21 protein-coding genes are annotated in these 25709 nt (G+C 73.1%); 11 read left to right on the forward strand and 10 right to left on the reverse strand.

The genetic code is table 11. The annotated features are described in order from the left end of the window. The first annotated feature begins 48 nt into the window (after positions 1–48). Positions 49–1617 carry a bifunctional 3'-5' exonuclease/DNA polymerase gene (locus tag HD593_RS14500; protein WP_185102670.1) on the forward strand — a complete coding sequence of 523 codons (1569 nt, stop codon included), beginning with the start codon at positions 49–51 and terminating at the stop codon, positions 1615–1617. A 97-nt stretch (positions 1618–1714) separates the two neighbouring features. On the opposite strand, the gene HD593_RS14505 is transcribed toward HD593_RS14500, so the two are convergent. The 8 genes from HD593_RS14505 to HD593_RS64305 form a co-directional block, all read right to left on the reverse strand. Then, the gene (locus HD593_RS14505; protein WP_312903469.1) at positions 1715–2974 is read right to left on the reverse strand and encodes an MFS transporter; all 1260 of its coding nucleotides are present in this window, start codon (positions 2972–2974) and stop codon (positions 1715–1717) included. Between the two features lie 87 nt (positions 2975–3061). After that, positions 3062–3931, reverse strand: coding sequence for an MOSC domain-containing protein (locus HD593_RS14510; protein WP_185102671.1), 870 nt, complete (start codon positions 3929–3931; stop codon positions 3062–3064). Next, positions 3928–5127 carry a Cmx/CmrA family chloramphenicol efflux MFS transporter gene (locus tag HD593_RS14515; RefSeq protein WP_185102672.1) on the reverse strand — a complete coding sequence of 400 codons (1200 nt, stop codon included), beginning with the start codon at positions 5125–5127 and terminating at the stop codon, positions 3928–3930. Before HD593_RS14515 ends, HD593_RS14510 begins: the two co-directional genes overlap by 4 nt. Before the next feature lie 62 nt (positions 5128–5189). After that, entirely contained in the window at positions 5190–5762 is a 573-nt protein-coding gene (locus tag HD593_RS14520; protein ID WP_185102673.1) for a TetR/AcrR family transcriptional regulator, read from the reverse strand. A 43-nt stretch (positions 5763–5805) separates the two neighbouring features. Next, complete coding sequence (locus HD593_RS14525; protein ID WP_312903470.1) at positions 5806–8055, reverse strand: serine/threonine-protein kinase; 2250 nt, start codon at positions 8053–8055, stop codon at positions 5806–5808. Between the two features lie 130 nt (positions 8056–8185). Then, a complete protein-coding gene (locus tag HD593_RS14530) occupies positions 8186–9565 on the reverse strand; it encodes a YlbE family protein (RefSeq protein WP_185102675.1) in 1380 nt (459 codons plus the stop codon). Then, positions 9562–10941: an FdrA family protein gene (locus tag HD593_RS14535; RefSeq protein ID WP_185102676.1), complete on the reverse strand. Its 1380-nt coding sequence runs from the start codon at positions 10939–10941 to the stop codon at positions 9562–9564. Before HD593_RS14535 ends, HD593_RS14530 begins: the two co-directional genes overlap by 4 nt. Further along, positions 10938–11786, reverse strand: coding sequence for an oxamate carbamoyltransferase subunit AllH family protein (locus tag HD593_RS64305; RefSeq protein WP_312903471.1), 849 nt, complete (start codon positions 11784–11786; stop codon positions 10938–10940). Before HD593_RS64305 ends, HD593_RS14535 begins: the two co-directional genes overlap by 4 nt. A gap of 130 nt (positions 11787–11916) precedes the next feature. On the opposite strand from HD593_RS64305, the gene HD593_RS14545 reads away from it, so the two are divergent. From HD593_RS14545 to HD593_RS14590, 10 genes are all read left to right on the forward strand, one after another. Beyond that, entirely contained in the window at positions 11917–13527 is a 1611-nt protein-coding gene (locus HD593_RS14545) for a PucR family transcriptional regulator (protein ID WP_185102678.1), read from the forward strand. Positions 13528–13538: 11 nt separating this feature from the next. After that, positions 13539–13751, forward strand: coding sequence for an RNA-binding S4 domain-containing protein (locus HD593_RS14550; protein ID WP_185102679.1), 213 nt, complete (start codon positions 13539–13541; stop codon positions 13749–13751). A gap of 95 nt (positions 13752–13846) precedes the next feature. Beyond that, entirely contained in the window at positions 13847–15154 is a 1308-nt protein-coding gene (locus tag HD593_RS14555; RefSeq protein ID WP_312903472.1) for a uracil-xanthine permease family protein, read from the forward strand. Between the two features lie 149 nt (positions 15155–15303). Next, positions 15304–16716: a uracil-xanthine permease family protein gene (locus HD593_RS14560; protein ID WP_185102680.1), complete on the forward strand. Its 1413-nt coding sequence runs from the start codon at positions 15304–15306 to the stop codon at positions 16714–16716. Further along, positions 16713–17543: an FAD binding domain-containing protein gene (locus tag HD593_RS64310; RefSeq protein WP_185102681.1), complete on the forward strand. Its 831-nt coding sequence runs from the start codon at positions 16713–16715 to the stop codon at positions 17541–17543. The genes HD593_RS14560 and HD593_RS64310 overlap by 4 nt, the downstream gene beginning before the upstream one ends. After that, positions 17533–18012 (forward strand): (2Fe-2S)-binding protein, encoded by a 480-nt coding sequence (locus tag HD593_RS14570; protein WP_185102682.1) that lies wholly within the window; start codon positions 17533–17535, stop codon positions 18010–18012. Before HD593_RS64310 ends, HD593_RS14570 begins: the two co-directional genes overlap by 11 nt. After that, on the forward strand, positions 18009–20360 hold the full coding sequence (gene cutA, locus HD593_RS14575) for an aerobic carbon-monoxide dehydrogenase large subunit (protein ID WP_185102683.1): 2352 nt from the start codon (positions 18009–18011) through the stop codon (positions 20358–20360). Before HD593_RS14570 ends, cutA begins: the two co-directional genes overlap by 4 nt. A gap of 8 nt (positions 20361–20368) precedes the next feature. Further along, positions 20369–21370, forward strand: coding sequence for a leucine-rich repeat domain-containing protein (locus HD593_RS14580; RefSeq protein ID WP_185102684.1), 1002 nt, complete (start codon positions 20369–20371; stop codon positions 21368–21370). Between the two features lie 32 nt (positions 21371–21402). Further along, entirely contained in the window at positions 21403–21831 is a 429-nt protein-coding gene (locus tag HD593_RS14585) for a hypothetical protein (protein WP_185102685.1), read from the forward strand. A 40-nt stretch (positions 21832–21871) separates the two neighbouring features. Next, complete coding sequence (locus HD593_RS14590; protein ID WP_185102686.1) at positions 21872–22291, forward strand: hypothetical protein; 420 nt, start codon at positions 21872–21874, stop codon at positions 22289–22291. On the opposite strand, the gene HD593_RS61315 is transcribed toward HD593_RS14590, so the two are convergent. Then, entirely contained in the window at positions 22288–24585 is a 2298-nt protein-coding gene (locus tag HD593_RS61315) for a PQQ-dependent sugar dehydrogenase (RefSeq protein WP_185102687.1), read from the reverse strand. The two genes, HD593_RS14590 and HD593_RS61315, sit on opposite strands and share 4 nt — an antisense overlap. 73 nt (positions 24586–24658) lie before the next feature. Beyond that, positions 24659–25705 carry a LacI family DNA-binding transcriptional regulator gene (locus tag HD593_RS14600; protein ID WP_185102688.1) on the reverse strand — a complete coding sequence of 349 codons (1047 nt, stop codon included), beginning with the start codon at positions 25703–25705 and terminating at the stop codon, positions 24659–24661. Positions 25706–25709: the final 4 nt, after the last annotated feature.

The following is a 25709-nucleotide window of genomic DNA, read 5'->3' on the forward strand; positions in this document are numbered from 1 at the left end:
GGCTGACCGCGTGCCGTTTTGTCGGGGCCGTTTGGCACCCTTGACCACGTGTACGTCGTGGTCGCAGGGGAGACGGTGCTGCCGGTCGGTGGCGCGGCGCGCCGTCCCGCCGATCTGGCGCGGGAGGTGCGCGAGCTGGAGGCCGCCGAGGGGCCGCGGTGGGTCTGGGCGGACGCGCGGGAGTCGTACCCTCCGCTGCTGGAACGGGGGGTGCGGGTCGCGCGCTGCCACGACCTCGCGCTGACCGAGGGGCTGCTGCTGGCGTACGAGGGCCGCTACGGCGAGCCGCGCTCGGCCAGGGCCGCGCACGCCAGGCTGCGCGGGCTGCCCGTGCCGGACGAGCAGCCGAGCGCGCCCGGCACGCTGTTCGCGCCCGAGCCGCTCGGCGCCGAGGCGGTCGCCGAGGTGCTGGCCGACCAGCTCCGGCGCATCGCCGGGCTGCCCGAGCCCGGCCGGTTCCGGCTGCTGGTGGCGGCCGAGTCGGCGGGCGCGCTGGTCGCGGCCGAGATGTCGCACGAGGGCATGCCGTGGCGCAGGGACGTGCACGACGCGCTGCTGACCGACCTGCTCGGGCCGCGTCCCGTGCACGGCATGCGCCCGGCCAGGCTGCAGGCGCTGGCCGACGAGGTGGCGGCCGCGTTCGGGCACCCGGTCAACCCCGACTCGGTGCAGCAGCTCGTCAAGGCGTTCAAGGGCGCGGGCGTGGCGCTGAAGACGACCAGGCAGTGGGAGCTCAAGCAGATCGACCATCCGGCGGTGGCGCCGCTGCTGGCCTACAAGGAGCTGGCCAGGCTGTTCAGCGCCCACGGGTGGACGTGGGCCGACCAGTGGGTGCGCGGCGGCCGGTTCAGGCCCGAGTACGTGGTGGGCGGCGTCGTGTCCGGGCGGTGGGCCACCAACGGGGGCGGGGCGCTGCAGATCCCCAAGGTGATGCGGCGGGTGGTGGTGGCCGACGACGGGTGGATGCTGATCGTCGCGGACGCGGCGCAGCTGGAGCCGCGGGTGCTGGCGGCGATGGCCGGCGACGTGGGGCTGGCCAGGGCCGCGGGGGAGATCGACCTGTACTCCGCGCTGGCGCAGTCGTTCGGCGGCGAGCGGGCCAACGCCAAGATCGCGATGCTGTCCGCGATGTACGGCGGCACCAGCGGCGACGCCTCCAAGCTGCTGGCCGTGATGCGGCAGCGCTTCCCGAAGGCGTACCAGTTCGTGGAGGACGCGGCCAAGGCGGGGGAGGAGGGGCGGATCGTGCGGTCCTGGCTCGGTCGCACCAGCCCGCCACCGTCGGAGCGGTGGAAGGAGCTGGTGTCGGGGCCCGAGGGCGGGCGGGCGGCCAGGGACCGCGGGCGGTTCACGCGCAACTTCGTGGTGCAGGGCACGGCGGCCGAGTGGGCGCTGGCGCTGCTGGCCGTGCTGCGGGGGCGGCTGCCCGAGCCGGCCCGGCTGGTGTTCTTCCAGCACGACGAGGTGATGGTGCACTGCCCGGCCGAGCTGGCCGAGGAGGTGATCGCGGCCGTGGCGGCCTCGGCGGCCGAGGCCAGCCGGCTGCTGTTCGGCGCGACGCCGGTGCGGTTCCCGATGGAGGCGGTGGCGGTCAAGTCCTACGCGGACGCGAAGTGACCTCACCGGCTCGTCAGGGAGCGGAGGCCGTCACAGAGCGGTGGTGGTCAGGGAGCGGTGGTGGTCAGGGAGCAGCGGTGGTCAGAGAGCGGCGCCGTCAGGGCGTGCGGCGCCAGACGACGGTCAGCCAGGCGCCGGCCACGGCGACCATGATGCCGACCACCAGGCCGAGCATGCCGTAGCCGAGCAGCCCGACGATCGCGCCGGCGATGATCGTGCCCGTGGCGCCGCAGACGTTCATCAGCAGGTCCGACAGCCCCTGCACGGCCGGGCGGCGCTCGATCGGCACCGACTCCGTGACCAGCGCCGAGCCGGCCACCAGGCCGCACGACCAGCCCAGGCCGAGCAGTATCAGCGCCGCGGTCACCTGCCACACCCGGTGGCCCGCCGTGCCGGCGAGGGCGGCGGAGGCCAGCAGCAGGGCCGAGCCGAGCACCAGCACCGGCACCTTGCCCGCCTTGTCGGCCAGCCAGCCCACGACCGGCGAGAGCACGTACATGCCGGCGATGTGCAGGCTGATCACCAGGCCGATGACGTCCAGGTTCGAGCCGTCGTGGTGGAGCTTGACCGGGGTCATGGACATGACGGAGACCATCGCCGTGTGGCTGACGGCGATCATGACCAGGGCGCGGCGGGCCATGGGGGTGGTGCGCAGGGTCGTCCAGGCCGTGCGGATCGTGCGGTTGCGTCCGGGGTCCTCCTCGCGCGTACCGGCCCGGGCGAGCTTGAGCGGGTCGGGGCGGAGGAAGCAGAGAATGACGACCACCGCCAGCGCGAACGCCAGGGCCGCGAACGCGAACGGCCCCGCCTTCTCCACCAGCCCGAGGCTCATGCCGATCCGGTCGGCGGGCTCGGCCAGGTTCGGGCCGGCGACCGAGCCGATGGTCGAGGCCCAGACGACCAGCGACAGGTGGCGGGCCGAGCGGTCCTTCGGCGACAGGTCGGTGGCCGAGTAGCGGGCCGCCAGGCTGCCCGCGCTGCCGCCGCCGACGAGCACCAGGCCCGCCAGCAGCAGCGGCCAGTTGCGCAGGCTGATGGCCAGCACCGAGACCGCGCAGCCCACCAGCGCCGCCGTGTACGCCAGCGACAGCCCCGCCCGGCGCCCGCCCCTGCTCGACACCTTGGCGGCGGGCAGGGCCAGCAGCGCCGCGCCCAGCACGGTGGCCGTGCCCGCGAAGCCGCTGATCACCGTCGACCGGGACAGCTCGTCCACGACGACCGAGCTGAGCGCCAGCCCGACGGCCACGCCCACGCCTCCCACGATCTGCGCCGCGGACAGGACCGCCAGGGTCCGCCGTTGTACGTGCTGAATCCGGTCAGGGGGCGAGACAGCGGGCTTGGTGGGGGCACTGGTCACCCGTGAAGTCTCGCATAACCCCCAACAATGCCCCAAAGAGGACGGTGATCTGATTTATCGGGAAATTAGGATTTTCGCCATGATTTTTCAGAGCACGAGAACGGGATCGCCTTGGGCCAGGCGCCCGTACGTTCCGGGAATCAGGTCGGGGATCAGGTTCACGCCGAACCAGACCTTGCCGTTCCGCCTGCGGTGCCGGGCGAGCGTCCTGAGCGGCTCCTTGCCCTTGCGGTAGGTCGTGGTGTCGACCGTGGTCAGCACGCAGCGATCGCACCCCTTGCTCACGCGGAATTCCACCTCCCCGATGCGCAGGCGCTTCCACTCGTCCTCGGCGAACGGCTCCGTCACGCCGTCGATCACCACGTTCGGCCGGAACCTGCGCATGGGGATCGGCCGCGGCTCCTCGCCGAGCTCCAGCGCGGTGCCGGCGATCCAGTCGTTGAGGCGGGCCAGCGAGGCCGTCGTGGTGAGCAGCAGCGGGAACGCGTCGGCCAGGCTCACCCGGTCCTCCGGCCTGCCGTACGCCGGGTCGACCGGGCGGCGGGCCGGGTCGTCGAGCCACCCGAGCCGCACCGGCCGCCCCGCCAGCCCGCTCAGCCACGCGGCCGCGGCGTCGCCGCAGTCGGTGACCTCCACGGACGTCCTCGGCAGGTGCACGACAGACCTCGGGCCGGTGGGCGCCACCGTCAGCGGCTCCGCGTGCGGGCCCGTCAGCGTGAGCACCCCGCCGTCGAGCACGCCGCCGTCGAGCACGCCGCCGTCGAGCACGCCGCTGTTGAGCACAGGCACGCAGGCCAGCAGGCGCGGCTCCTGGCGGGCGGTGAGCACCGCGCCGCTCTCGTCGGTGATGACGTGGCGGCGGTCGCCGGCCAGCCCCCACGGCTGCACCTCGGCCTCGGTGACCTCGTGCCCCGAGGTGGACTTGACGGGGTAGCGGGAGATGCTCGCCAGCTTCATACGGCTGACCGTATCTCACGGGTTCCGGACAGCTCCTGGACGAGCGTGCTCCGGCGGTGCAGGGTGGCGCCGAGCGCGACGGCGGCCAGGCCCGCCACGCCGATCGCGGCGCCGATCCAGGCGACGGACGCGTAGCCGAGGCCGGCCTCGATGGCCAGGCCGCCCGCCCAGGGGCCGGCGGTGATGCCGACGTTGAAGGAGGCCACGTTCATGCCGGCGGCCAGCGTGGGGGCGTTCCTGGCCAGGGCGAAGGGGCGGGAGTTCAGGGCGGGGTTGGTGCCGAAGCCGAACGCGCCGAGCAGGAAGATCAGCGGGATGGCGAGCAGGGCCACGGGCGCGGACGCGGCCAGGGCGGCCGAGGTCAGGATCAGGCCGGTGACGCCGGCGTACAGCAGCGGGTACGGCCGCGCGTCGGCGATCCGGCCGCCGACGGTGATGCCGAGCAGGGCGCCCACCCCGTACAGGCCGAGCACGGCGGGCACCCAGGCCGGGTCCAGGCCCGTGACCTCGGTCAGCAGCGGGCTGAGGTAGCTGAAGGACGACAGCAGCGCGCCGGTGGTCAGCGCGGTGGTGCCGTAGGCGAGCCAGAGGGCGGGCCTGGACAGCGCGCGCAGCTCGTCGGACACGCGGGGCGTGCCGTCCCGGTCGGGGCGGCCGCCGGGGATCGTGGCGAACACGCCGATGCCGGCCAGCGCCGACAGCGCGGCGACCGCCCAGAACGCCGCCCGCCAGCCCAGGTGCTGCCCGATCACCGTGCCCGCGGACAGGCCGATGACGGTGGCCACGGTGAGCCCTCCGGCCAGCACGCTCATCGCCTTGGCGCGGGCGTTCGCGGGCACCAGTCCGATCGCGGTGCTGGCCGCCACGGCCCAGAAGCCCGCGTAGACGAAGGCGCCGACCACGCGGGTGGCGAACAGCACGCCGTAGCTGGACGTCAGCGCGCCCGCCACGTGCGACAGCGCGAACAGCCCCAGGAACGCCAGCAGCACCGTACGGCGCGGCCACCGCAACGTGACGACGGCCAGCACCGGCGCGCCCACCAGCATCCCGATCGCGAACGCCGAGATCAGCAGCCCCGCGTCCGGCACCGACACCCCGAGATCGCGCGCCAGCTCGGGGAGCAGCCCGGCCAGCATGAGCTCGGAGGTGCCCTGAGCGAAGATCGAGAGCCCCAGTATGTAGACCGCCAACGGCATGGCGACCTCCTCCTTCGGAAACAGTTTTAGATTGATCAGTTCAAAACGCGGGCACGAAGAAGTCAGAAGGCGGACAGCGCGGTGTTCGCGATCGACTCGAGCGTGGCCCGGTCGGCCCCGCCGCGGGCCGTGACGCGCAGGCCGCTGACCGTCGCGGCCAGGAAGCGGGCCAGGGCGAGCGGGTCCCGGTCCGCGTCGAGCTCGCCGCGGGTGCGGGCCGCCTCGAGCGCGGTCCTGACGATCCCGACCCGCTTGTCGTTGTCGCGGCGCAGCAGCTCCGCGATCTCCGGGTCACGCGGGCCCAGCTCGACCAGCGAGTTCACCACCAGGCAGCCGGCCGGGTCGCGGGGATCGGGCTCGACCGCCCACCACAGCACGGTCCTGATCTTCTCCCTGATCGGCAGCTCGCCCTCCATGAGCTCGGCGAGCCCGGCGTTGCGCTCGTCCATGTAGTGCCGCAGCGATCGCTCGAACAGGTCGTGCTTGCTCGCGAAGGTGTTGTAGATGCTGCTGCGCCCGAGCCCGGTGGCCGCGCACAGGTCCTGCGTCGAGGTGGCCTCGTAGCCCGCGCTCCAGAACGCGCGCATGGCCGCCTCGATCGCCAGGTCCTCCTCGAACTTCCGCGGTCGTGCCATGTCAGGCACGCTACACGTTTTGGAACGGTTGGTGCAATATGGGTCAGGTGGCCTGCCGGAACGTGTTGAGGAACACCTTGCGCGTGTCGGCCTGGTCGTCCCACTTCAGGTCGGGCAGATCCATCGTGATCTTGAAGGCGGCGGTGTCGTCGATGGAGACGTACCTGGTCAGGGCGTGCATGGGGACACCGTTGGGGGTGGTGTAGGTGTACTCCCAGTCGGCGGCCTGCCAGGTGCGGTAGCGGACGGTCTGGAGCTGCACCTGGATGTAGCTCTCCATGCCGCCGTCCGCCTCCAGCCTGCCCAGCTCCGACAGCCCGCCGTCGCTCTGCGGGGCGGCCCGCTCGACCAGGATGCGCATGCCGGAGTCCTTCGGGCCGCTGAACGTGGCCACGCCGCCGGACGTCGCGAGCTTCCAGTCGTCGGGCACGGCGGCCGAGAACCCGGGGCCCGTGTGCTCCACGTAACCCTCGGGGATGATCGACGGCTCGGTCGCGTTCTCCGTCGTGGCGCTCTCGGAGACGGTGGCGGAGGCGGTGACCGGCGTCTGCGGCGAGCCGCCCGTCAGGACGATCCACACGGCGCCCGCCACGACGGCCACGGCCACCAGGGAGCTGATGATCGTGAGCGGCGTGGGCCGGCCGTCGCGGATCCACGGGCCGCCTTCGTCGTCCTCCACCCGGCGCCGGCTCTTGCCGGGCCGCGGGCCCCCGCCGGGCAGCGAGGCCAGGCGGCTGCGGGAGACGTCGTGCGACAGGTCGCGCGACTGCTCGCGCAGGTCGTCGGGAGAGGCCAGCGGCCACGGGGTGGCGGAGGAGTTCCGGCTGTCCGTGGTCAGCGGCAGGATCGGCTGGGGGTGCGGGCCGCTCGGGTCGTCCAGGTCGTCGGCGCCGCGGCGGCCCACCCGGGGGCCGGTCGGCGCGCCGAACGGCGGCTGCTGCGGGCCGGACGGGGCCACGAGCGAGTCGTACGGACCGGAGGAACTGCTCAGCGAGTCGTACGGCCCCGAGGAACCGGCCAGTGAGTCGTACGGCCCCGAGGGGCCGGCCAGTGAGTCGTACGGACCTGACGGGCTGCTCAGCGAGTCGTACGGACCCGACGAACTGGCCAGTGAGTCGTACGGGCCCTGCTGCTGGCCGGGGGTGCGCGGCAGCGGGGGGAGCTGGTCGGTGCGGTGGCTGCCCGACGGGCTCGTCATCCCGTCGTAGGGCATCGAGTGGCCGCCCGACGGGCTGTTCAGCGGGTCGTACGGCACCCGCACCGGCCCCGACGGCGTCTCCACGATGCGCGAGGGCATCGGCCCCGACGGGGTCTCCAGCGGGGGCAGCAGCCCGGCCGGGGTCGGGTCGGACTGGCTGGGCAGCGTCTCGGGGGCGCGCGGCCTGGGCGCGCCGTGCGCGCGCAGCACCGCCTCCAGCATCTCGATCACCTGCGTGGCGGTGAGCCGCTCGGCCGGGTTCTTGCGCAGCAGGCCCTCGATCACGGGCATCAGCGAGCCGGCCCGCTGTGGCCTGATCGGGTCCTGGGTGAGCACCGCGCCGAGCACCGCCACCGGGTCGGGCCCCTCGTACGGCGGGCGGCCCTCGACGGCGGCGTACAGGGTCGCGCCGAACGACCACAGGTCCGCCGCCTGCGTGATCGGCTGGCTGGACAGGCGCTCCGGCGGGATGTACGCCGGCGACCCCATGAGCAGGCCCGTCTGGGTGATCGAGACGTCGCCCTCGATGGCCGCGATGCCGAAGTCGGTCAGCACCACCCGGTCCTGGGTCAGCAGGACGTTGCCCGGCTTGATGTCGCGGTGCAGGATCCCGGCGGCGTGCGCGTGCATGAGCGCGTCGAGCACCCGGATGCCGATCTCGGCCGCCTGGATCACCGGGAGCGGCCCGCTCTGGCGTACGGCCTGCTCCAGCGACCACGCCCGGACCAGCTCCATCACGATCCAGGGCCGGCCGTCCTCCTCGACCACGTCGTGCACCGTCACGATGCCCGGGTGCGTCAGCCGCGCGGCCGACCGGGCCTCGCGCAGCATGCGCCGGTGGGCCACCTGCTTGCCCGCGTTGTCCAGGCCGTAGGGCAGGATCAGCTCCTTGACGGCCACGTCCCTGTCGAGCAGCACGTCGTGGGCGTGCCACACCATGCCCATGCCGCCTCTGCCTACGGGCGACATCAGTCGGTAGCGCCTGCCGATCAGGCGTCCCTGGCTCTGCGGAGCGCCCCCCGTGGCACCTCCCTCTGAGCCGGGCCCGCTGAGCAAGCGGTCGGCTGCCATGTTCCCGCCCCCATCTCGCCTCATCCGTCACGTGCGTTCATCACGCTACTTGCAGATTATGAGGTTCGTTACGATATCGGCGGCGAATCCGCAAGGGAAGGTGATGATGTCTTACATCACCACTGACGTGGGGATATGTCGGCATTAAAATGGATCACTTATGCGCCTCGGCCAGGGCCAGCAACGCGCTGGTGAACGCCTCCGCAGGCGGCTCCACCAGGCCCGCGCCGACCTGGCCCGTCCCCGCGATCCGGCCCGCGATGCCCGTGTTGACCACAGGCAGCAGGCCCGTCCGCGCCACCAGCGTCACGTCGATGCCGACCGGTGTGCCGCGGAAACCGAGGCCGGGAATCTGGTAGACGGGATGCTCGGCGAGCGTGATCTCGTACATGGAGCGGGTGGCCCGCACCGCGTCCGCCACCTCGCCGCCGACGAACCGCACGATGGCCGGCGACGCCGCCATCGCGAACCCGCCCAGCCCCGACGTCTCCGTGATCGTGGAGTCGCCGATGTCCGGGTTGGCGTCCTGCGGGCCGTACGAGCCGAGGTAGAGCCCGTCAGGCACCCCCGCCGGGCCCGTGAACCAGCGCCCGCCCAGCCCCGACACCTGGACGCCGAAGTCGGTGCCGTTCCTGGCCATGGCCACGACCAGGGACGAGCCGGGCACGTCGCGGGCCGCGTCCGTGGCGGCCTTGGCCGCGGCCATCCCGAGGTTGAGGAAGAAGTGGTCGTTGCCGTTGACGAAGCGCAGCACCCCGGCCGCCGCGCCCGGCGCCGCCTCCACCACGGCCGGGGCCAGCTCGCGCAGCAGCAGCGAGGTGGCGGCCCTGTTGCGGTTGTGCAGCTCGTCGCCCATCTGCAGGGCCTGCGCGATCAGCGAGCGCAGGTCGATCGGGCCCGTACGCTCCAGCGTCGCCGCCAGCGCCGGGCCGAGCACCCGGTCCATCCAGCGCAGCCGGTCGAGCACCTCCGGGCCGTACGCGCCGTACCTGAGCACCTTGCCCAGGCCCTCGTTGAGCGAGCAGTACGCGGTGCCGCCGTGCTCGTCGTCGCGCACCTCGAACAGCCACATCGACGGGCTCACCACGCCCGCCATCGGGCCCACCGCCCCGTGCTCGTGGCAGGGGCGCAGCACGACCGCGCCCGCCGCCAGCCTGTCCGCGGCCTCGTGCTCGTCCGCGGCCCTGCCCTCCAGGAGCATGGCGCCGATCAGCGCGCCGCGCATCGGGCCCGAGGCGCGCTCCCAGGTGATGGGCGGGCCCGCGTGCAGGAACGTGTCCGCGCCGAGCAGCTCCGAGGCGCGCCGCACGCCCACCAGGTGCGGGCGGGCCGAGGTCAGCCTGCCCACGGCCAGCTCGTTGGCCGCCTGGCGGCGCGGGTCCGCCAGCACCGTGGCCAGGGCCTCGGCGGTGCCGGGCAGGGGCGGGCGCCAGGCGACCGGGGCCGTCGGCACGGCCTGCGCGCGCAGCGCCTCGTCGAGCAGGCCCGCGCCGACGGTGATCACGCGCGGGGAGGAGGTCAGCAGTGAGGTCATACCAGGCTCCTGGCGTGGCGGGCGGCCTGGGCGTTGGAGGTGAAGACGGCGGCGCCCGCCTCGCGGAAGGCGGCGGCCTGGCGGTGCAGGTCCTGGGGGTCGCCCTCGGTGCCGATCAGGGCGATCACCACCGTGGCCGGGGTGCCGGCGACCGCGGGGGCCAGCGAGGCGGCCGGGTCGGGGTCGGCGCCGTGGCCCAGGACCACGTCCATGAGCACCACGTCCCGCTCGCCGGCGCGGGCCAGCGCCTCCGCCCGCAGGGTCGGGTCGATCATCGGGTGTGCCCTGCCCCTGGTGTAGGCGTCGTCGCCGTAGTCGACGAAGTCGCCCTGGCCGGCGACCAGCGCGGCCTCGGTGCCCAGCGTGCCGCCCGAGTACAGGCCCCTGATCCGCTTGGGCGCGGGGCGCGTGCCTGGCGGGGCGGGCCAGGACGGCCACTCGGGGACGGGCCTGCCGAGGGCCCGCAACGCCTGCTCGGCGGCCTGCGTGAGATCCCCGGCCGGCGCGAGGCCGCCCGCCTGCGCGAGCGCGGGTGTGCCCAGCAGGACGGGCACCACGGGCGTGCGCAGCCGCTGCCCCAGCACCGCCCGGGCCACCTCGGGAGCGGGCGGCTTGGAGACGAGCACGATCAGCTCCGTGGCCGGGTCCTCGTCCAGCATGCGCAGCGCGCGCGCCGCCGACAGGCCGCCCACCTCGGCGGACAGGTCCCTGCCGCCCACCCCGAGCACGTGGCTCACGCCGGCGCCGGCCCGGTCGAGCAGGCACGTCACCTGCTGCGCCCCGGTGCCGGACGCGGAGACCACGCCGACGGGGCCGGGGGTGAGCACGTTCGCGAAGCCGAGCCCGGCGCCGCCGATCGCGGCGGTGCCGCAGTCGGGGCCCATGACCAGCACGTCCCTGGCCTCGGCCAGCTCCTTCAGCCGGCGTTCCTGGGCCACGGTGACGCCGTCGCTGAAGATCATGACGGGCAGGCCGGCCTCGATGGCGTCCAGGGCCTCGAAGAAGGCGTACTCGCCGGGGGTGGAGACCAGCACGAGGTCCGCGGGGCCGCGGGCGGCGGCCGAGCGGGTGGTCAGCGGCGGCTGCTCGTCGGAGCCGGTTCCCGGCCGGTCCACCTCGGTGAGCCGGCGCTCGGCCTCCTCGGCGGCCGCGTCCGGGTCCTTCGCCCGTACGGCGATCAGCAGGTCGCCCGGATCGGTCTCCGGGACGCCGAAGCCCATCTCCCGCAGGATCGAGACGTTGAGGTCCGTCGCCATGGCGACCATGGCCGCCTCCACGCCCGGCAGCTCCGACAGCGCCCGGCTGACCCGCATGAGGGTGACCGAGTCGTGGTAGGCCCCCCGCCGTACCAGCACCGCCTGCGGCAGGCCGGTCATCGCGCCCCGCTCAGCGACCGGACGGCGGCCACGCCGATGGCGATGCCCTGGGCCAGGTCGGCGCCCGAGGTGTGGCCGAGGCGGTGCAGGCGGCGCAGGGCGGGTTCGAGCGCCTGGCGGCCCGCGACGCCGCGCAGCACCCCGGTCACCTCGGGGCTGGCCTCGCCCCTGGCGGCGCAGTGCAGGAGCGTGGCCGAGATCGGCGTCGTACGCGTGCGCGCGTCGAACGTCACGGTCGCCGCCAGCCAGCCGGCCAGCCAGACCGCCTTCTCGCAGGCCGCCGCCGTGCCCAGGCGCCGCAGCGTCACCAGCAGCCCGGCCAGCACGTCGTCGCCGCTCGGCGTCAGCCCGGGGCCGAGCCCGACGAGCTGCTCCGCCGCCGTCACCGCTCCCAGCAGCCAGCCCTTCGCGCAGCTGCTCGCCAGCATGGCCACGGCGCCGTTGCCCGCCAGCCCGGCGCCCGGCGGGTCCGCCGGCAATTGGTCCTCCAGCCGGGCCGGATCGAGCCGCCCCAGCGGCGGGGCCGGATCCCACCAGCGGCGCACGTTCAGGCTCAGCGGGCCGAGCTCGATCAGCCGGTCGCCCACCGAGGCGTCGTCACCCACCGTGAGGTGCGGCAGCGGCCCCGCGAGCAGCACCGAGTTCGGCAGCCGCGTGGCCTCGCCCGTGATGACGGCGATCACCGAGGGCTCCAGATCGGTCCTGACCTCCAGGTACACGCCCGCGGGGAACGCCGCGAGCACGCGCGCGGGGCGCCGCTGGGTTTCGAGGACGGGGCGGACCGAGGTGCTGGCCGCGCCCGTGACGTGGACGCGGGTACGCCGCGCGGAAGTACTGACGGTCACCGGACCTCCCAACCGACCTTGGACCTGACCGTAGAACGGCCGGTGAACCCTCCGTACGGGTAAATTTGCCAACAGTCAGCGGGTTGGTTGGCTCTTCCTGACAGACGGCTTCCGGGGTCACAATTTCCTCATGGAGCCCCCCGTCCGTCTCGCCAGCACCGGCACGATCATCCACGGCGTTTCCGTGGGAGAGGTGCTCGGCGTGTCCACCCTCGCCGAGGCCAGGCTGATCGCGGGGGAGAGCGGGCTGGGCCGCATCGTGCAGCGGCTCAACGTCATGGAGGTGCCCGACATCCTGGCCTGGGTCAAGCCGCACGAGCTGCTGCTCACCACCGGCTACCCGCTGCGCAACACGCCGCAGTCGCTCGGCCGGCTGGTCGCCGACCTCGACGAGCGCGGGCTGGCGGCGCTGGCCATCAAGCTGGGCCGCTACGTCGACGAGCTGCCCGCCGAGATGGTGGAGCAGGCCGACAGGCTCGGCTTCCCGCTCATCCTGCTGCCCAACGACGTCGGCTTCGACGACATCCTCAACCAGGTGCTCACCGACATACTCAACCGCCAGGCCGCCGTGCTCGCCCGCGCCGAGGAGGCGCACCGGGCGCTGGTCCAGGTGGTGCTGGCCGGCGGCGGCCTGGACGAGGTCACCGCGGAGGTGGCGCAGCTCCTCGACGTGGCGGTGGCGGCCGTGGACGGCTCCGGCCGCGTGCTGGCCACCGCAGGGCCCGGCGACCACGTGACCGTCCTGCGCGAGTCCATCTCCCGCGAGGGGCCGCCCACCTCGCCTCCCCGTACGCCCGCCGCGCGCGCCCGCTCGTTCGCCTCGGTGCCCGTGCTCGCCGGCGGCCACCACCACGGCAGGATCGTCGCCTACAGCCCCGCCGCGGCGATCAGGGACAGCGACGTCGGCATCCTGGAACGTGCCGCCACCGTCGCCGCCCTCGTCGTCACCCGGCAGGAGGCGGTCAACGCCGTCGAGAGCAAGTACCGCGCCGACTTCCTGCGCGACGTGCTCACCGGCAGGGCCGGCACGGCGGAGCGGGTCACCGCCCGCGCGCGGGCGTTCGGCTGGGACCTGGCGCGGCCGGTGACCGTGCTGGTGGCCGAGCTCGACCCCGACGGCGACGAGCGCAGCGCCCAGGACCGCCTCGTCTCCTGCTGGACGGCCTCGATCAGGCGGCACGACCCGCACGGCGCCGTCGCCGGTTTCTCGCACGAGGTGGTGGCGGTCGTGGACGCCGCGCTCGACGCCGCCCGGGTGGCCAAGGACGCCGCCTCCGCCTTCGCCGACGTGCCGCCCGCCACGTTCTCCACCGGCACCTCCCGGCCCAGCCCCGGCGCGGAGACGCTGCCGGAGGCGTACTCGCAGGCGCTGAAGGCTGCCAGGGTGGGGCGGCAGCTGCATGGGCCGGGGGCGGTGGCGCACTTCGACCAGCTCGGCGTCTACCGGCTGCTGTCGCTGGTGAACGACACCGAGGAGCTGCACGCGTTCGTCCGCGAGACGCTGGGCCCGCTGGCCTCCGACGACGACGCCGAGAACGCCGACCTGCGGCGCACGCTGCAGTCGCTGCTGGAGACGAACCTGAACGTCGCGGAGACGGCCAGGCGGCTGCACTTCCACTACAACACGCTGCGCTACCGGATCGGCAAGCTGGAGCGCCTGCTCGGCAACTTCACCGACGACCCGCACCTGCGGCTCAATCTCACGCTGGCCCTGCACGTGCTGCGGATGCGGGGCATCTAGGCTGCTGCCTTGTGGAATCACTGGAATTCGAGCTGCGCGACGAGTACATCCCGCTGTGCGACCTGCTGAAGTACTGCGGCATCACCGAGACCGGCGGGATGGCCAAGCAGCTCATCGACGAGGGCTTCGTCCAGGTGGACGGCGAGGTGGAGCTGCGCAAGCGCGCCAAGATCAGGGCGGGGCAGGTGGTCAGCGGCGACGGGTTCGAGATCCACGTCGCCTAGCCGGTGCGTGAGCACGCGACGGCACCCTCTATTGTGCTCTCCAGCATCAAACAGGAGACATACCCGCAGTTCAGGCGGGAGATCGAGGTGTGTTCGTGGCGCTGGGGTGGAAGGTGCACGGCGATGGGAAGCGCCTGACGCCGGGTGAGGTGGTCAAGCCGGACGAGCGGCTGAGCTGGCCCAGGATGGTGGGCATCGGGGCGCAGCACGTGATCGCGATGTTCGGCGCGACGTTTGTCTTCCCGCTGGTCATGGGCCTGGACGCGAACCTCGCCGTGATGATGTCCGGCGTCGCGACGATCCTGTTCCTGCTGATCGTGAAGGGCAAGGTGCCCAGCTACGTCGGGTCGAGCGCGTCCTTCGTCGGCGCCGTCGTGGCGATCAGGGCGGCCGGGGGAGGCGACGCGACCGTCACCGGGGCGCTGCTCGTCGTCGGGCTGGTGCTGGCCGCGTGCGGGTTCGCCATCCACAAGCTGGGCGTCGGCGTCATCCACCGGGTGTTCCCGCCGATCGTGACCGGCGGGGTGGTGATGCTCATCGGGTTCGGGATGGCGTACGTGGCGGCGGACGTCTACTGGCCGAAGGACCCGTGGGTGGCGCTGCTGACGATGGCGGCCACGTTCGTCTTCATCGGGGTGTTCAAGGGCTTCCTCGGCCGGATCGGCGTGCTGCTCGGGCTCGTCTTCGGGTTCCTGCTGTCCTGGGCCTGGGACCTCGTGGGCGGGCCGATCACGGCGCCCGACGACAGCGGCCGGGTGACCGAGCACTTCCGGGTGAGCCTGGAAGCGGTGGCGCAGGCCGACTGGATCGGGCTGCCGTCGCTGCACGGGCCCGTGTTCGAGGTGTCGGCCATCGTGCTGGTGCTGCCCGTGGTGATCGCGCTGATCGCCGAGAACGTCGGGCACGTCAAGGCCGTCGGCGAGATGACCGGCGCCGACGTCGACGCCTACATGGGACGGGCTGTCATGGCCGACGGCGTCGGCACCGTCGTGGCCACCTCCGTGGGCGGCTCCGCGACGACCACGTACGCCGAGAACATCGGCGTCATGGCGGCCACCAAGGTGTACTCGACCGCCGCCTACTACATCGCGGCCGTCATCGCGATCCTGTTCGGGCTCTGCCCCAAGTTCGGCGCGCTCATCGCGGCCACGCCCGGCGGGGTGCTGGGCGGCGTGACGACCATCCTGTACGGCATGATCGGCCTGCTCGGCGCCAAGATCTGGATCGAGAACAAGGTCAACCTGTCCGAGCCGGGCAACCTCGTGCCGACCGGCGCCGGCATCATCTGCGCCATCGGCCCCGTCGCCTTCCCGATCACCGACACCTTCGCGCTCAGCGGCATCGCGCTCGGCACGATCGTGCTGCTCGTCGGCTACCACCTGCTCCGCGCCGTACGGCGGTAGCCCCTCACACGGCGCCCGCGCCCGTGTGCGCGAGGTTCTCTCTGGTCGGCGGGTCAGATTTGGCAGATCATGCCCGTGTAGGAGCGTGCCACCGGGCCTAATGTGCCCGCAAACGGTACGCCCAGGCGCCCGGCACAAGAGGGGCTCGCATGGTTGTGGGATGGACCAAGCACGGTGATGGCAAGCGACTGGCCCCCGGCGAGGTGGTCAGGCCCGACGAGAGACTGACCTGGCCCCGGATGGTGGGGTTCGGGGCGCAGCACGTGATCGCGATGTTCGGCGCGACGTTCGTCTTCCCGCTGGTCATGGGGCTGGACCCGAACGTGGCCGTGATGATGTCCGGCGTCGCGACGATCCTGTTCCTGCTCATCGTGAAGGGGAAGGTGCCCAGCTACCTGGGCACCAGCGCGTCCTTCGTCGGCGGCGTGTTCGCGATCAGGGCGGCGGCCGGCGGCGACACCGGCGGCGCGGACGCGATCGTGACCGGCGCCATCCTGGTCGCCGGGCTCGTCCTGGCGCTGGCCGGGCTGGCCATCCACTTCCTCGGCGTGCAGATCATCCACCGGGTCTTCCCGCCCGTGGTCACCGGCGCGGTCGTGATGCTGATCGGGTTCGGGCTGGCGTTCGTGGTGGCGGACGTGTACTGGCCGCAGGACCACTGGGTGGCGCTCGTCACGATGCTGATCACGTTCGTGGTGATCGTGGCGTTCAAGGGGTTCATCGGGCGGATCGGGGTGCTGGTCGGGCTGGTGGCCGGGTTCGTGCTGTCGTGGGTGCTGGACAGGGTGGCGGGGCCGGTCACGTCCGTGCTGCCCGGCGCCAACCTGCGGGACGCCGCGGGGAACGCCTGCCCGGCCGAGGGCATGTACTGCGTGGCGACGGCCTTCCCGCACGACCGGGTGAGCTTCCAGTCGGTGGCCGACGCGCCGTGGTTCGGGCTGCCGAGCTTCCACGCGCCCGACTTCAGGACCTCGGCCGTGCTGCTGGTGCTGCCCGCCGTGATCGCGCTGATCGCGGAGAACATCGGGCACGTCAAGGCCGTCGGGGAGATGACCGGGACGGACGTGGACCCGTACGTGGGCCGCGCCGTCATGGCCGACGGCGTCGGCACCGTGGTCACCAGCGCCGTCGGCGGCTCGCCCACCACCACCTATGCCGAGAACATCGGCGTCATGGCGGCCACCAAGGTGTACTCGACCGCCGCCTACTACATCGCCGGCGTCATCGCGATCCTGTTCGGGCTCTGCCCCAAGTTCGGCGCGCTCGTCGCGGCCACGCCCGGCGGCGTGCTCGGCGGCGTGACCGTGATCCTCTACGGGATGATCGGGCTGCTCGGCGCGAAGATCTGGATCGAGAACCGGGTGAACTTCGCCGATCCCGTGAACATGGTTCCGATCGGGGCGGGAATCATCCTGGCCATCGGACCTGTGAAGCACTTCATCGGCGGCGATTTCACGCTCGAGGGCATCGCGCTCGGCACGCTCGTGGTGCTGGGCGGCTACCACCTGCTGCGGGCCATCGCGGGCCGCAGCTCCGAGCCCGTCAGGAGCGAGGCAGGGTGAAGCCGCCGCCGTTCACCTACCACGCGCCCCGCGACCTCCCCGCGGCGCTGCGCACGCTCGCGGGGGTCGGCGGGAAGGTGCTGGCAGGTGGGCAGAGCCTCATCCCGATGCTCAACATGCGGCTGGCCGCGCCCGGGCATCTCGTGGACATCAACCGGGTGGCCGGGCTCGACGGCATCGAGGTGACCCCCGCCGGGGTGACGGTGGGGGCGCTGGCCCGGCACGCGGACGTCGAGCGGGCCGGGGTGCACCCGCTGCTCACCCGGGCGCTCAAGCTGGTGGCCCACCCGGTGATCCGCAACCGGGGGACCGTGGTGGGCAGCCTCGTGCACGCCGACCCCGCCGCCGAGCTGCCCGCCGTGCTGGCGGTGCTGGGCGGGCACGTACGGGTGGCCCGCTGGGACGGAGGCATCACCATGCGGGACGTCCCGGCCGGGGAGTTCTTCGTCGGGCCCATGGAGTCGGCGGTCGAGCCGGGCGAGCTGGCCGTGTCAGCGTTTTTCCCGGCATTGGGAGAAGGGGCCGGGGCCGCGTTCGAGGAGGTGGCGCGGCGGCACGGCGACTACGCGCTGGCGGGCGTGTGCGCCGTGGTCGCCCCGGACGCCGCCAGGGTCGCTCGCATCGGGGTCGGCACGCGGCCCGTCGTGGTCGAGCTGAACGGGCATCAGGCTGACTGGCGGGAGGCGGCGGCCCTCGTGCGGGACGCGACCGAGCCGGAAGGCGACATCCACGCCTCCGCCGCCTACCGCAGGCACCTGGTGGGCGTGCTGGCCGAGCGGGCGCTGCGCGACGCGGCGCGGGAAGGGGCGGCGGCCCGTGGATCATGAGATCACCCTCGTCGTGAACGGCACGGCCAGGCGGTGCCGCGTCCCCGCGCGGCGGCTGCTGTCCGACTGCCTGCGCCACGACCTCGGCCTGACCGGCACGCACGTGGGCTGCGAGCACGGCGTCTGCGGCTGCTGCACGGTGCTGCTCGACGGGCGGCCCGTACGGTCGTGCCTGACGTTCGCCGTGACCGTGGACGGCGCCGAGATCACCACCGTGGAGGGGCTGGCCGGGCGGGACGGCGGGATGTCGGCCGTGCAGCGGGCGTTCGCCGAGTGCCACGGGCTGCAGTGCGGCTTCTGCACGCCCGGCTTCCTGTGCACGGTGACGGCCCTGCTGGAGGAGAACCCGGCCCCCACGGACGACGAGGTGATCGACGGCATCTCGGGCAACCTGTGCCGCTGCACCGGCTACCAGAACATCGTCAAGGCCGTCCACCGGGCCGCCGAGCTGCTGGCGGAGGAAGCATGACGACCAGGCTGTTCGGGGAGGCCGTACAGCGGCGCGAGGACCCCAGGCTGCTCACCGGGCAGGGCCGCTACCTCGACGACCTGGGCCGCGAGGCGCTGGCCGCGGCGTTCGTGCGCTCGCCGCACGCCCACGCCCGCGTCCGCGACATCGACGTGGCGGGCGCGCTCGACGTGGAGGGGCTCGTCGCCGTCTACACCTGGGAGGACCTGCCCGAGCGGGTCGGCCGGGCGCTGCCGCTGCTCATCCCGCACCCCGCGCTCACGCACGGGCGCACCGCCTACCCGCTGGCCAGGGACGTCGTCAGGCACGTCGGCGAGCCGGTGGTCATGGTGGTGGCCACCGACCGGTACGCCGCCGAGGACGCCTGCGCGCTCATCGAGGTCGACTACGAGCCGCTCAAGCCCGTCGTCGGCATCGAGGAGGCCGTCCAGGGGGCGCAGCTCGTGCACGAGGACGTGCCGGGGAACGTCGGCGCGCACCTCGTCCAGGAGGTCGCGGACGCCGGCGGGCGCGGCGCCAGGGAGGCCATCGAGACCGCGCCGCACACGCTCGCCTTCAGGCTCGACATCGAGCGCAGCGCGAGCATGCCGCTGGAGGGCCGCGGCGTGTACGCCCGCTGGGACGGCCGCGACCTGCGCGTCTACTCCAGCACCCAGACCTCCACCAGCGTGCGCATGGCCGTGGCCGCCGCGCTCGGCCTGCCGCTGCCGCAGGTCGAGGTGATCGCGCCCGACGTGGGCGGCGGCTTCGGGGTGAAGATCGTGCACCCGTGGCCGGAGGAGGTGCTGGTCCCGTGGGCCGCCATGACGCTCGGGCGGGAGATCAAGTGGACCGAGGACCGCAGGGAGCACTTCATCTCCTCGGCGCACGAACGGGGGCAGGTGCAGTACGTGCGGGTCGGGTTCGACGACGACGGGCGCGTGCTGGGGCTGGACGTGACGATCCTGCACGACCACGGCGCCTACACCCCGTACGGGATCATCATCCCGATCGTCACCTCGACGCAGTTGCTGGGGCCGTACAAGCCGGGCTCGTACCGGGTGGAGTTCACCGCCGTCTACACCAACACCGTGCAGGTGACGCCCTACCGGGGGGCGGGGCGGCCCCAGGGCGTGTTCTGCATGGAACGCACGATGGACAAGATCGCCCGGTACCTGGGCAAGGACCGCACCGAGGTGCGGGCGGCCAACTTCATCGGGCCCGGGGAGTTCCCGTACGACCAGGGGATGACCTTCCAGGACGGGCGGCCGCTGATCTACGACAGCGGCGACTACCCCGAGATGCTGCGGATGATCAAGGAGCTGATCGGCTGGGACGACTTCGAACGCCGGCCGGGCCTCGGGATCGGGATCGGGTGCTACGTCGAGGGCACCGGCGTGGGGCCGTACGAGGGCGGGCACGTGCAGATCACCTCCGACGGCCGCGTCCACGTCTCCACCGGCCTCACCTCGCAGGGGCAGGGGCACGAGACGGCGTTCGCCCAGATCGCGGCGACCGAGCTGGGCGTGCCCATCGAGCGGGTCAGCGTGGTGACCGGCGACACCCGCAGGTTCGGCTACGCGGTCGGCACCTTCGCCTCCAGGGCGGCCGTCGTCAGCGGCAACGCCATCGCGCTGGCGTGCAGGAAGGTGCGCGAGAAGGCGCTGCGGATCGCCGCCGACGCGCTGGAGGCCAACCCGGACGACCTGGACATCGCCGAGGGCATCGTGCACGTGGCCGGGGCGCCGTCCGCCGCCATCCCGCTGTCCACGGTGGCGGTGCTGGCCAACCCGCTGCGGTACGCCTTCGACGAGGAGACCGCGAAGGCCACCCAGTTCGCGGGCGCCGCCGCCCCCGACCGGCCGCCCGTCGCCGAGGGGGAGGAGCCGGGGCTGGAGGGGCGCGGCTACTACTCGCCGATCAGGTCCACGTTCGCGGCCGGCATGCACGCCGCCGTCGTCGAGACCGACCCCGACACCGCCGAGATCAGGGTCCTGCGCTACGCCGTCGTGCACGACTGCGGGCGGCTGATCAACCCCATGATCGTGGAGGGCCAGATCCACGGCGGGGTGGCCCAGGGCATCGGCGGCGCGCTGTACGAGCGCATGGTCTACGACCAGCACGGGCAGCTCGTGAACGCCTCCTTCATGGACTTCCTCATGCCGTACGCCACCGAGATCCCCCACGTCGAGACCGCTCACCTGGAGACGCCGTCGCCGCTCAACCCCCTGGGCATCAAGGGCGCGGGCGAGGCCGGCGTGATCCCCGTCTCCGCCGTCATCGCTTCGGCCGTCGAGGACGCCGAGGGCATCGAGATCAACCGCATGCCGATCTCGCCGTCCGAGCTGTTCGAGCTGCGTATGGGATGATCTGCGGCATGCGTGCCCCCGACTCCGGCCTGACCGCCTTTCCCGCAGTGCCCGGCGACGTCCGGGTCATCGACCTGGCGTGGAACTCGATCACGGAGGTGCCGGAGCGGGTGGCCGGGCTCGCGGCGCTGGAGGAGCTGCGGCTCGACGGCAACCGCCTGCGCGAGCTGCCCGCCCTGTCCGGGCTCGCCGCGCTGCGCGCGCTGCACCTCGACGGCAACGAGCTGAGCGCCCTGCCCGGCCTCCCGCCGGGCCTGGAGACCCTCTTCCTGTACGGCAACCGCGTCGCCGCCCTGCCCGACCGGTTGCCCCCTGCCCTGCGCCACCTGGCGGCCGGTGGCAACGGCCTGAGCGCCGTACCGGACGCGCTGTGGAAGCTGACCGGCCTGGAATCGCTCAACCTGGCAGAGAACGCCCTCACCGCGATCCCCGCCGCCATCGGCGGCCTGACCCGGCTGCGCATGCTGGACCTCGGGCACAACCGGCTCACCGAGATCCCGCCCGAGCTCGGCGACCTGCCGCTCACCGACTACCTCTACCTCAGCGACAACGACTTCACCGAGGTGCCCGCCTCGATCGGGCGGCTGGACCGGCTGGCCTACCTCAACCTGACCGACAACCGGCTGGAGACCCTGCCCGACTCGATCGGCTCCATGGCCTCGCTGGTCGAGCTGCGGCTGTACAACAACCGCCTGGAGCGGCTGCCCGCGACGATCGGCCGCCTGCCGCGGCTGCGCGAGCTGCACCTGCAGGGCAACCGGCTGCGCGAGCTACCGGCGACGCTGCCCGCCGGCCTGAGGCAGCTCGACCTGCGCGACAACCTGCTCCGCGAGCTGCCCGCGACCCTGCCGGCCGGGCTCAGGCAGCTCGACCTGCGCAACAACCGGCTGCGGGAGCTGCCCGCCCGCCTGCCCGACCTGGACAAGCTCGACCTGAGGTGGAACAAGCTCGACGGCGAGCCCGAGGTGCTGCGCCGCCTGGAGGAGCGAGGCTGCGTCATCCTGCGGTGAACCGGGGCGCGCGGCCCTGCGTACCCTCGCACATGACGACATTTCCACGTCTGGCCACTCTTGCGCTGCTGGCCGGACTGGTCGCCGGCTGCTCCTCAGGAGGCGGCTGGAGCGACTACGTCGCAGCAGGCAAGTCCCAGCCCGCCACCGCCTCCCCCATGACGGTCGAGCAGATCTCCAAGAAGGTCGGCTGCAAGCCGAAGATGCAGGTCGACGCCGACGAGGTGCGGACGGCGTACTGCAAGACGCAGGACGGCGAGTTCTTCGTCAACACCTTCAAGACGGAGGAGCTCAAGAACGAGTGGATGGACCGGGCACCCGAGTACAACCCGCACCTCGTGGGGCCCAAGTGGACCGTGCTGGGGCCGCTGAAGGTGCTGGAGGCGCTGCGGGGACCGCTCAACGGCGACCTGCACCTGACCGACCACCGGGTCTCGATGACGCCCCAACCGAACTCGTAGGTGTCTGAACTCCCGGAGCGGAGCCTGCGTACCTCCGCACATGACGACCATTCCACGTCTGGCCGCCTTCGCGCTGCTGGCCGGGCTGGTCGCCGGGTGCTCCTCCGGGAGCGGCGGCGGCCAGGTCGCGGCAGCCGGACAGCAGGCCGGCGCCGCCCCCCTCACGGTCGAGCAGCTCTCCGCCAAGGTGGGCTGCTCCCCGCGCATGCAGGTGAACGCCGCCGAGCTCCGTACGGGGTACTGCAAGACCCCGGACGGCGAGTTCTTCGTCACGACGTTCAGGAGCCAGGCGGGCAAGGACGCCTGGATGGACGCCGCACCCGAGTACAACCCGCACCTGGTGGGACCGCTCTGGACCGTGCTGTCCAGCCGGAAGGTGCTCGACCTGCTCAGGGAGCGGCTCGGCGGCGACCTGCATCTCACCGACCATCGGACGAAGCGGATGCAGGTCGTCGGCTAGCGGTGGCGCAGCAGCTCGTACTGGGCTCTGATCTCGCCGGAGGTGGCCACCCGGTCCAGGAACAGCAGGCCGTCCATGCGGCAGTCGCAGGGGTTCTGCTCCCTGGTGTTCTGCGGGTAGCTGCCGCCGATCTTGATGCCGCGGGGGTCGGTCGGTGAGGTGAGGTCGGGCTCGGGGGCGCCCGCCACGCCCCAGGGGTCGCCGGTGACCGTGTAGGAGCCGTCCAGCGGGCGGCCGTTGCGGTAGAGGCGCATCGCGCCGGTGTCGAAGTCGAACGTGGCGGCGAGGAAGACCCACTGGTCCCGGGGCAGGACGCGCTGCCAGGAGAGGTCCGCGGCGAAGGTCTGGGAGGCGGACCCGTCCACCCTCCTGGCCAGCGCCACCACCTTCAGCTCGCCGTTCACCGTGATCAGCTCCAGCAGGGCCCGCACGTCGTGCCCCTGGGAGTTGCCGCTGAGCACGCCCGCCAGGCCGATCGCGTTGAAACGGTCGGCGGGGTCCGGGGTGTTCGAGTTGAGTGCCGGGCCGTCGGACCGGAGCTTGAACCAGCCCATGACGGTGGTGCCCGCGACCGCGTTGAGGGAGCGCAGGGTGGGCACGCCGGACTCGGCGTACACGCCGGCCTTCCAGTCGTCGTTGCCCGCCGCGGCGGGCTCCACCTGGCGGGTCTGGAGCGCGTGCGCGCTGCCCCGGTACGCGCTGTCCTCGACGCGCATCGCGGCGCCGCCGTTGACCAGCGCGAGGGCTGTGCCGGACAGGCCCTGGTCCTGCTCGCGGGCCGGGTCGCCGGGCAGCGGGTGCTCGAAGTCGTACGCGGCCACCAGGTCGCGCCGCAGCGACGGCAGCACGCCCGCCGGGGCGTAGGCGGCCCGCGTGACCTTCCAGATCTTGCCCGCGGCCTTGGACAGCACGTACAGCTCGCCCCTGCCGTCCTGGCCGAAGCGCAGGTCCACGCGGGTGTCGCCGGCCAGGTCCCGCATCGTCACCACGTTCCCGGCGGCGTCCGCCAGGCGCGGCTGGTAGATCGTGGCCCGGCCCAGCCCCTCGCGCAGGTGGGCGGCGACGGAGTAGAAGACCTGGCCGTCCACGATGTCGCCGAACAGGTACGTCCCGGACAGCAGCGGCAGCCGGTCGCCGCGGTAGACGAAGCCGCCCGCGATCGCGTGGCCGCTGTCGGCGGTGCAGGGGTGGCCGGGCGGCGGGTCGTGGTCGTAGGCGGCCACCGGGTAGGTGTAGCCAAACCGGGCGTCGTCGTCCGGCAGCGTGTAGAGGTGGCAGCGGTCGGCCTTGTCGAACACGAAGGAGCCTTCGCGCTCGCTCCAGCCCAGGTTGTCGCCGGGGCCGACGTCGTAGACGGCCTCGATGGCGTGCTCGCCGATGTGGCCGAGCAGGATGCGGTCGCCGTCCCAGCTGAAGCGGTGGGGGTCGCGCATGCCGTACGCGTAGATCTCGCCGAGCTTGCCCTCCTGGCCGAAGAAGGGGTTCGCGGGCGGGATGTCGTACTTGCGGCCGTCCGTGCCGGTCGGGTCGATTCTGAGGATCTTGCCCTGGGGGATGGCCAGGTTCTGCGGGTCGTCGCTGGAGGCGCCCCTGCCGCCGTCGCCCGCCGCGATGTAGAGCAGGCCGTAGTCGGCGTCGCCCGGGCGGGCGCCGGGGTTGAAGTCGATCTGCTGGATGCCGTGGATCTGGCCGGAGAAGCCGAGCCTGAGCACCTCCCTGCGCGTGCCGGAGAACACGGCGGCGCGCGGGTCGGCGGCCGTCCACTCGGTGATCACGCCGTGGAACCTGGTGCCGGGCTGGGGCGGCAGGTCGGGGGTCTTCGTGGTGAGCGCGGCGCCCCACTCGGTGTGGACCGTGTAGAACCTGCCGTTCTCACCGAACTCCGGGTGGAAGGCGGCGAAGCCGAAGCCGCTGCCCAGGCCGCGCCCGGAGACGAAGTCGGGGGCGAACGCGGCGGCCACGTCCAGGTACTCCCTCGGCTGCCGGTCCCTGCCGAGCAGGTACAGCTTGCCGTTGAGGTCGTTGACGTACAGGCGGCGGGAGCCGTCGGGCAGCTCGCCCAGGTAGTTGATCCTGGCGTGGCGGATCAGCCGCGGGTCGTTGCTCGGGGGCGGGATCGGCTCGCTCTTCGGGACGGAGGCGAACTCCTCCAGGGTGAGGGTGAGCGGCGAGGCGATCGGCTTCTCGGGGATCGGGTCGTCGACGGGCACCGGCTGGGCCAGCGCGGGTGACGGGGGCGTGCAGAGCGCGGCGATCAGGAGGAGGGCGGTGGCGAGGGTGCGAAAGGCTGACATGGGGGGTCCTCCCGCGGCGCCCCGGAGGGCGGAAAGCGCTTTCGGGACTTTCGGATCGTAACCCGGCACAAGGTCATGTCAAGGGGGGCGGCGGGGCGGTGGAGGCGCGGACCACCAGCTCGTGCCGGGTGCGGCGCCGGCGCGGCCGGGACGCCGGCGGCCTGAGCACCAGCTCCAGCGCCTGCTTGCCCATCCCCACCATCGGCAGCCGCACCGTGGTCAGCGCCGGGTACACGTCCCGCGCCACCGGCACGTCGTCGAACCCGGCCACCGAGATCTCGTCCGGCACCCGCCGTCCGTGGTTGAGCAGCCACGACAGCGCCCCCACCGCCATCGGGTCGTTCAGCGCGACCACCGCCGTCAGGCCGGGATGCGCCCGCACCAGCCGCGCGGTGGCGGCCGCGCCGCCCTCCCGGGTGAAGTCGCCGTGCACGACCGGCACCGCGCCCCAGTCGAGCCCGGCCGCGCCGAACGCCGCCCGCAGCCCCGCCAGCCGGTCCTCCACCGTGGTCAGGTTGGCGGGCCCGCCGAGCACCCCCAGGCGGCGGTGGCCCAGGTCGAGCAGGTGCCGCATGAGCGTGGCGCCGCCGGCGGCGTTGTCGGGCAGCACCGCGTCCACCGGCAGGTGGTGGCGGCCGATCACCGCGACCCGGCCGCCCGCCGCGGTGAACGAGCGCAGCTCGGCCGCGATGTCGGTCTCCGTGCCGGCCTCGACGTAGCCGGACCCGGCCAGCACGATCGAGGTCACCCGGTGCGCGCGCAGGGCGCGGATGCGGGCCAGCTCCGCCCGCGGGTCACGCTCGGTCTGGCTGATCAGCGCCAGGTAGCCGCGGCTGTCGGTCTCGCGCAGCACGCCCCTGGCGATCTCGCCGAAGTACGGGTCGCCCACGTCGTGCACGATCAGCCCCACCATGGAGGCCTGCCCGCCGGCCAGCGCCCGCGCGTGGCTGTTGGGCACGTACCCGACCTGGGTGGCGATCGCCTGGACGTGCGCCGCGACCTCGGCGCTCACCCCCGCGCCGCCGTTCATCGCCCGCGAGGCCGTCGCCAGCGAGACCCCGGCGGCCTGGGCGACGTCGATCAACCGGGGCGGGGAGGTCGGGGAAGGTCGCTTCGCCATGTGG

Source organism: Nonomuraea rubra (genome assembly GCF_014207985.1).
Classification (GTDB): Bacteria; Actinomycetota; Actinomycetes; order Streptosporangiales; family Streptosporangiaceae; genus Nonomuraea; species Nonomuraea rubra.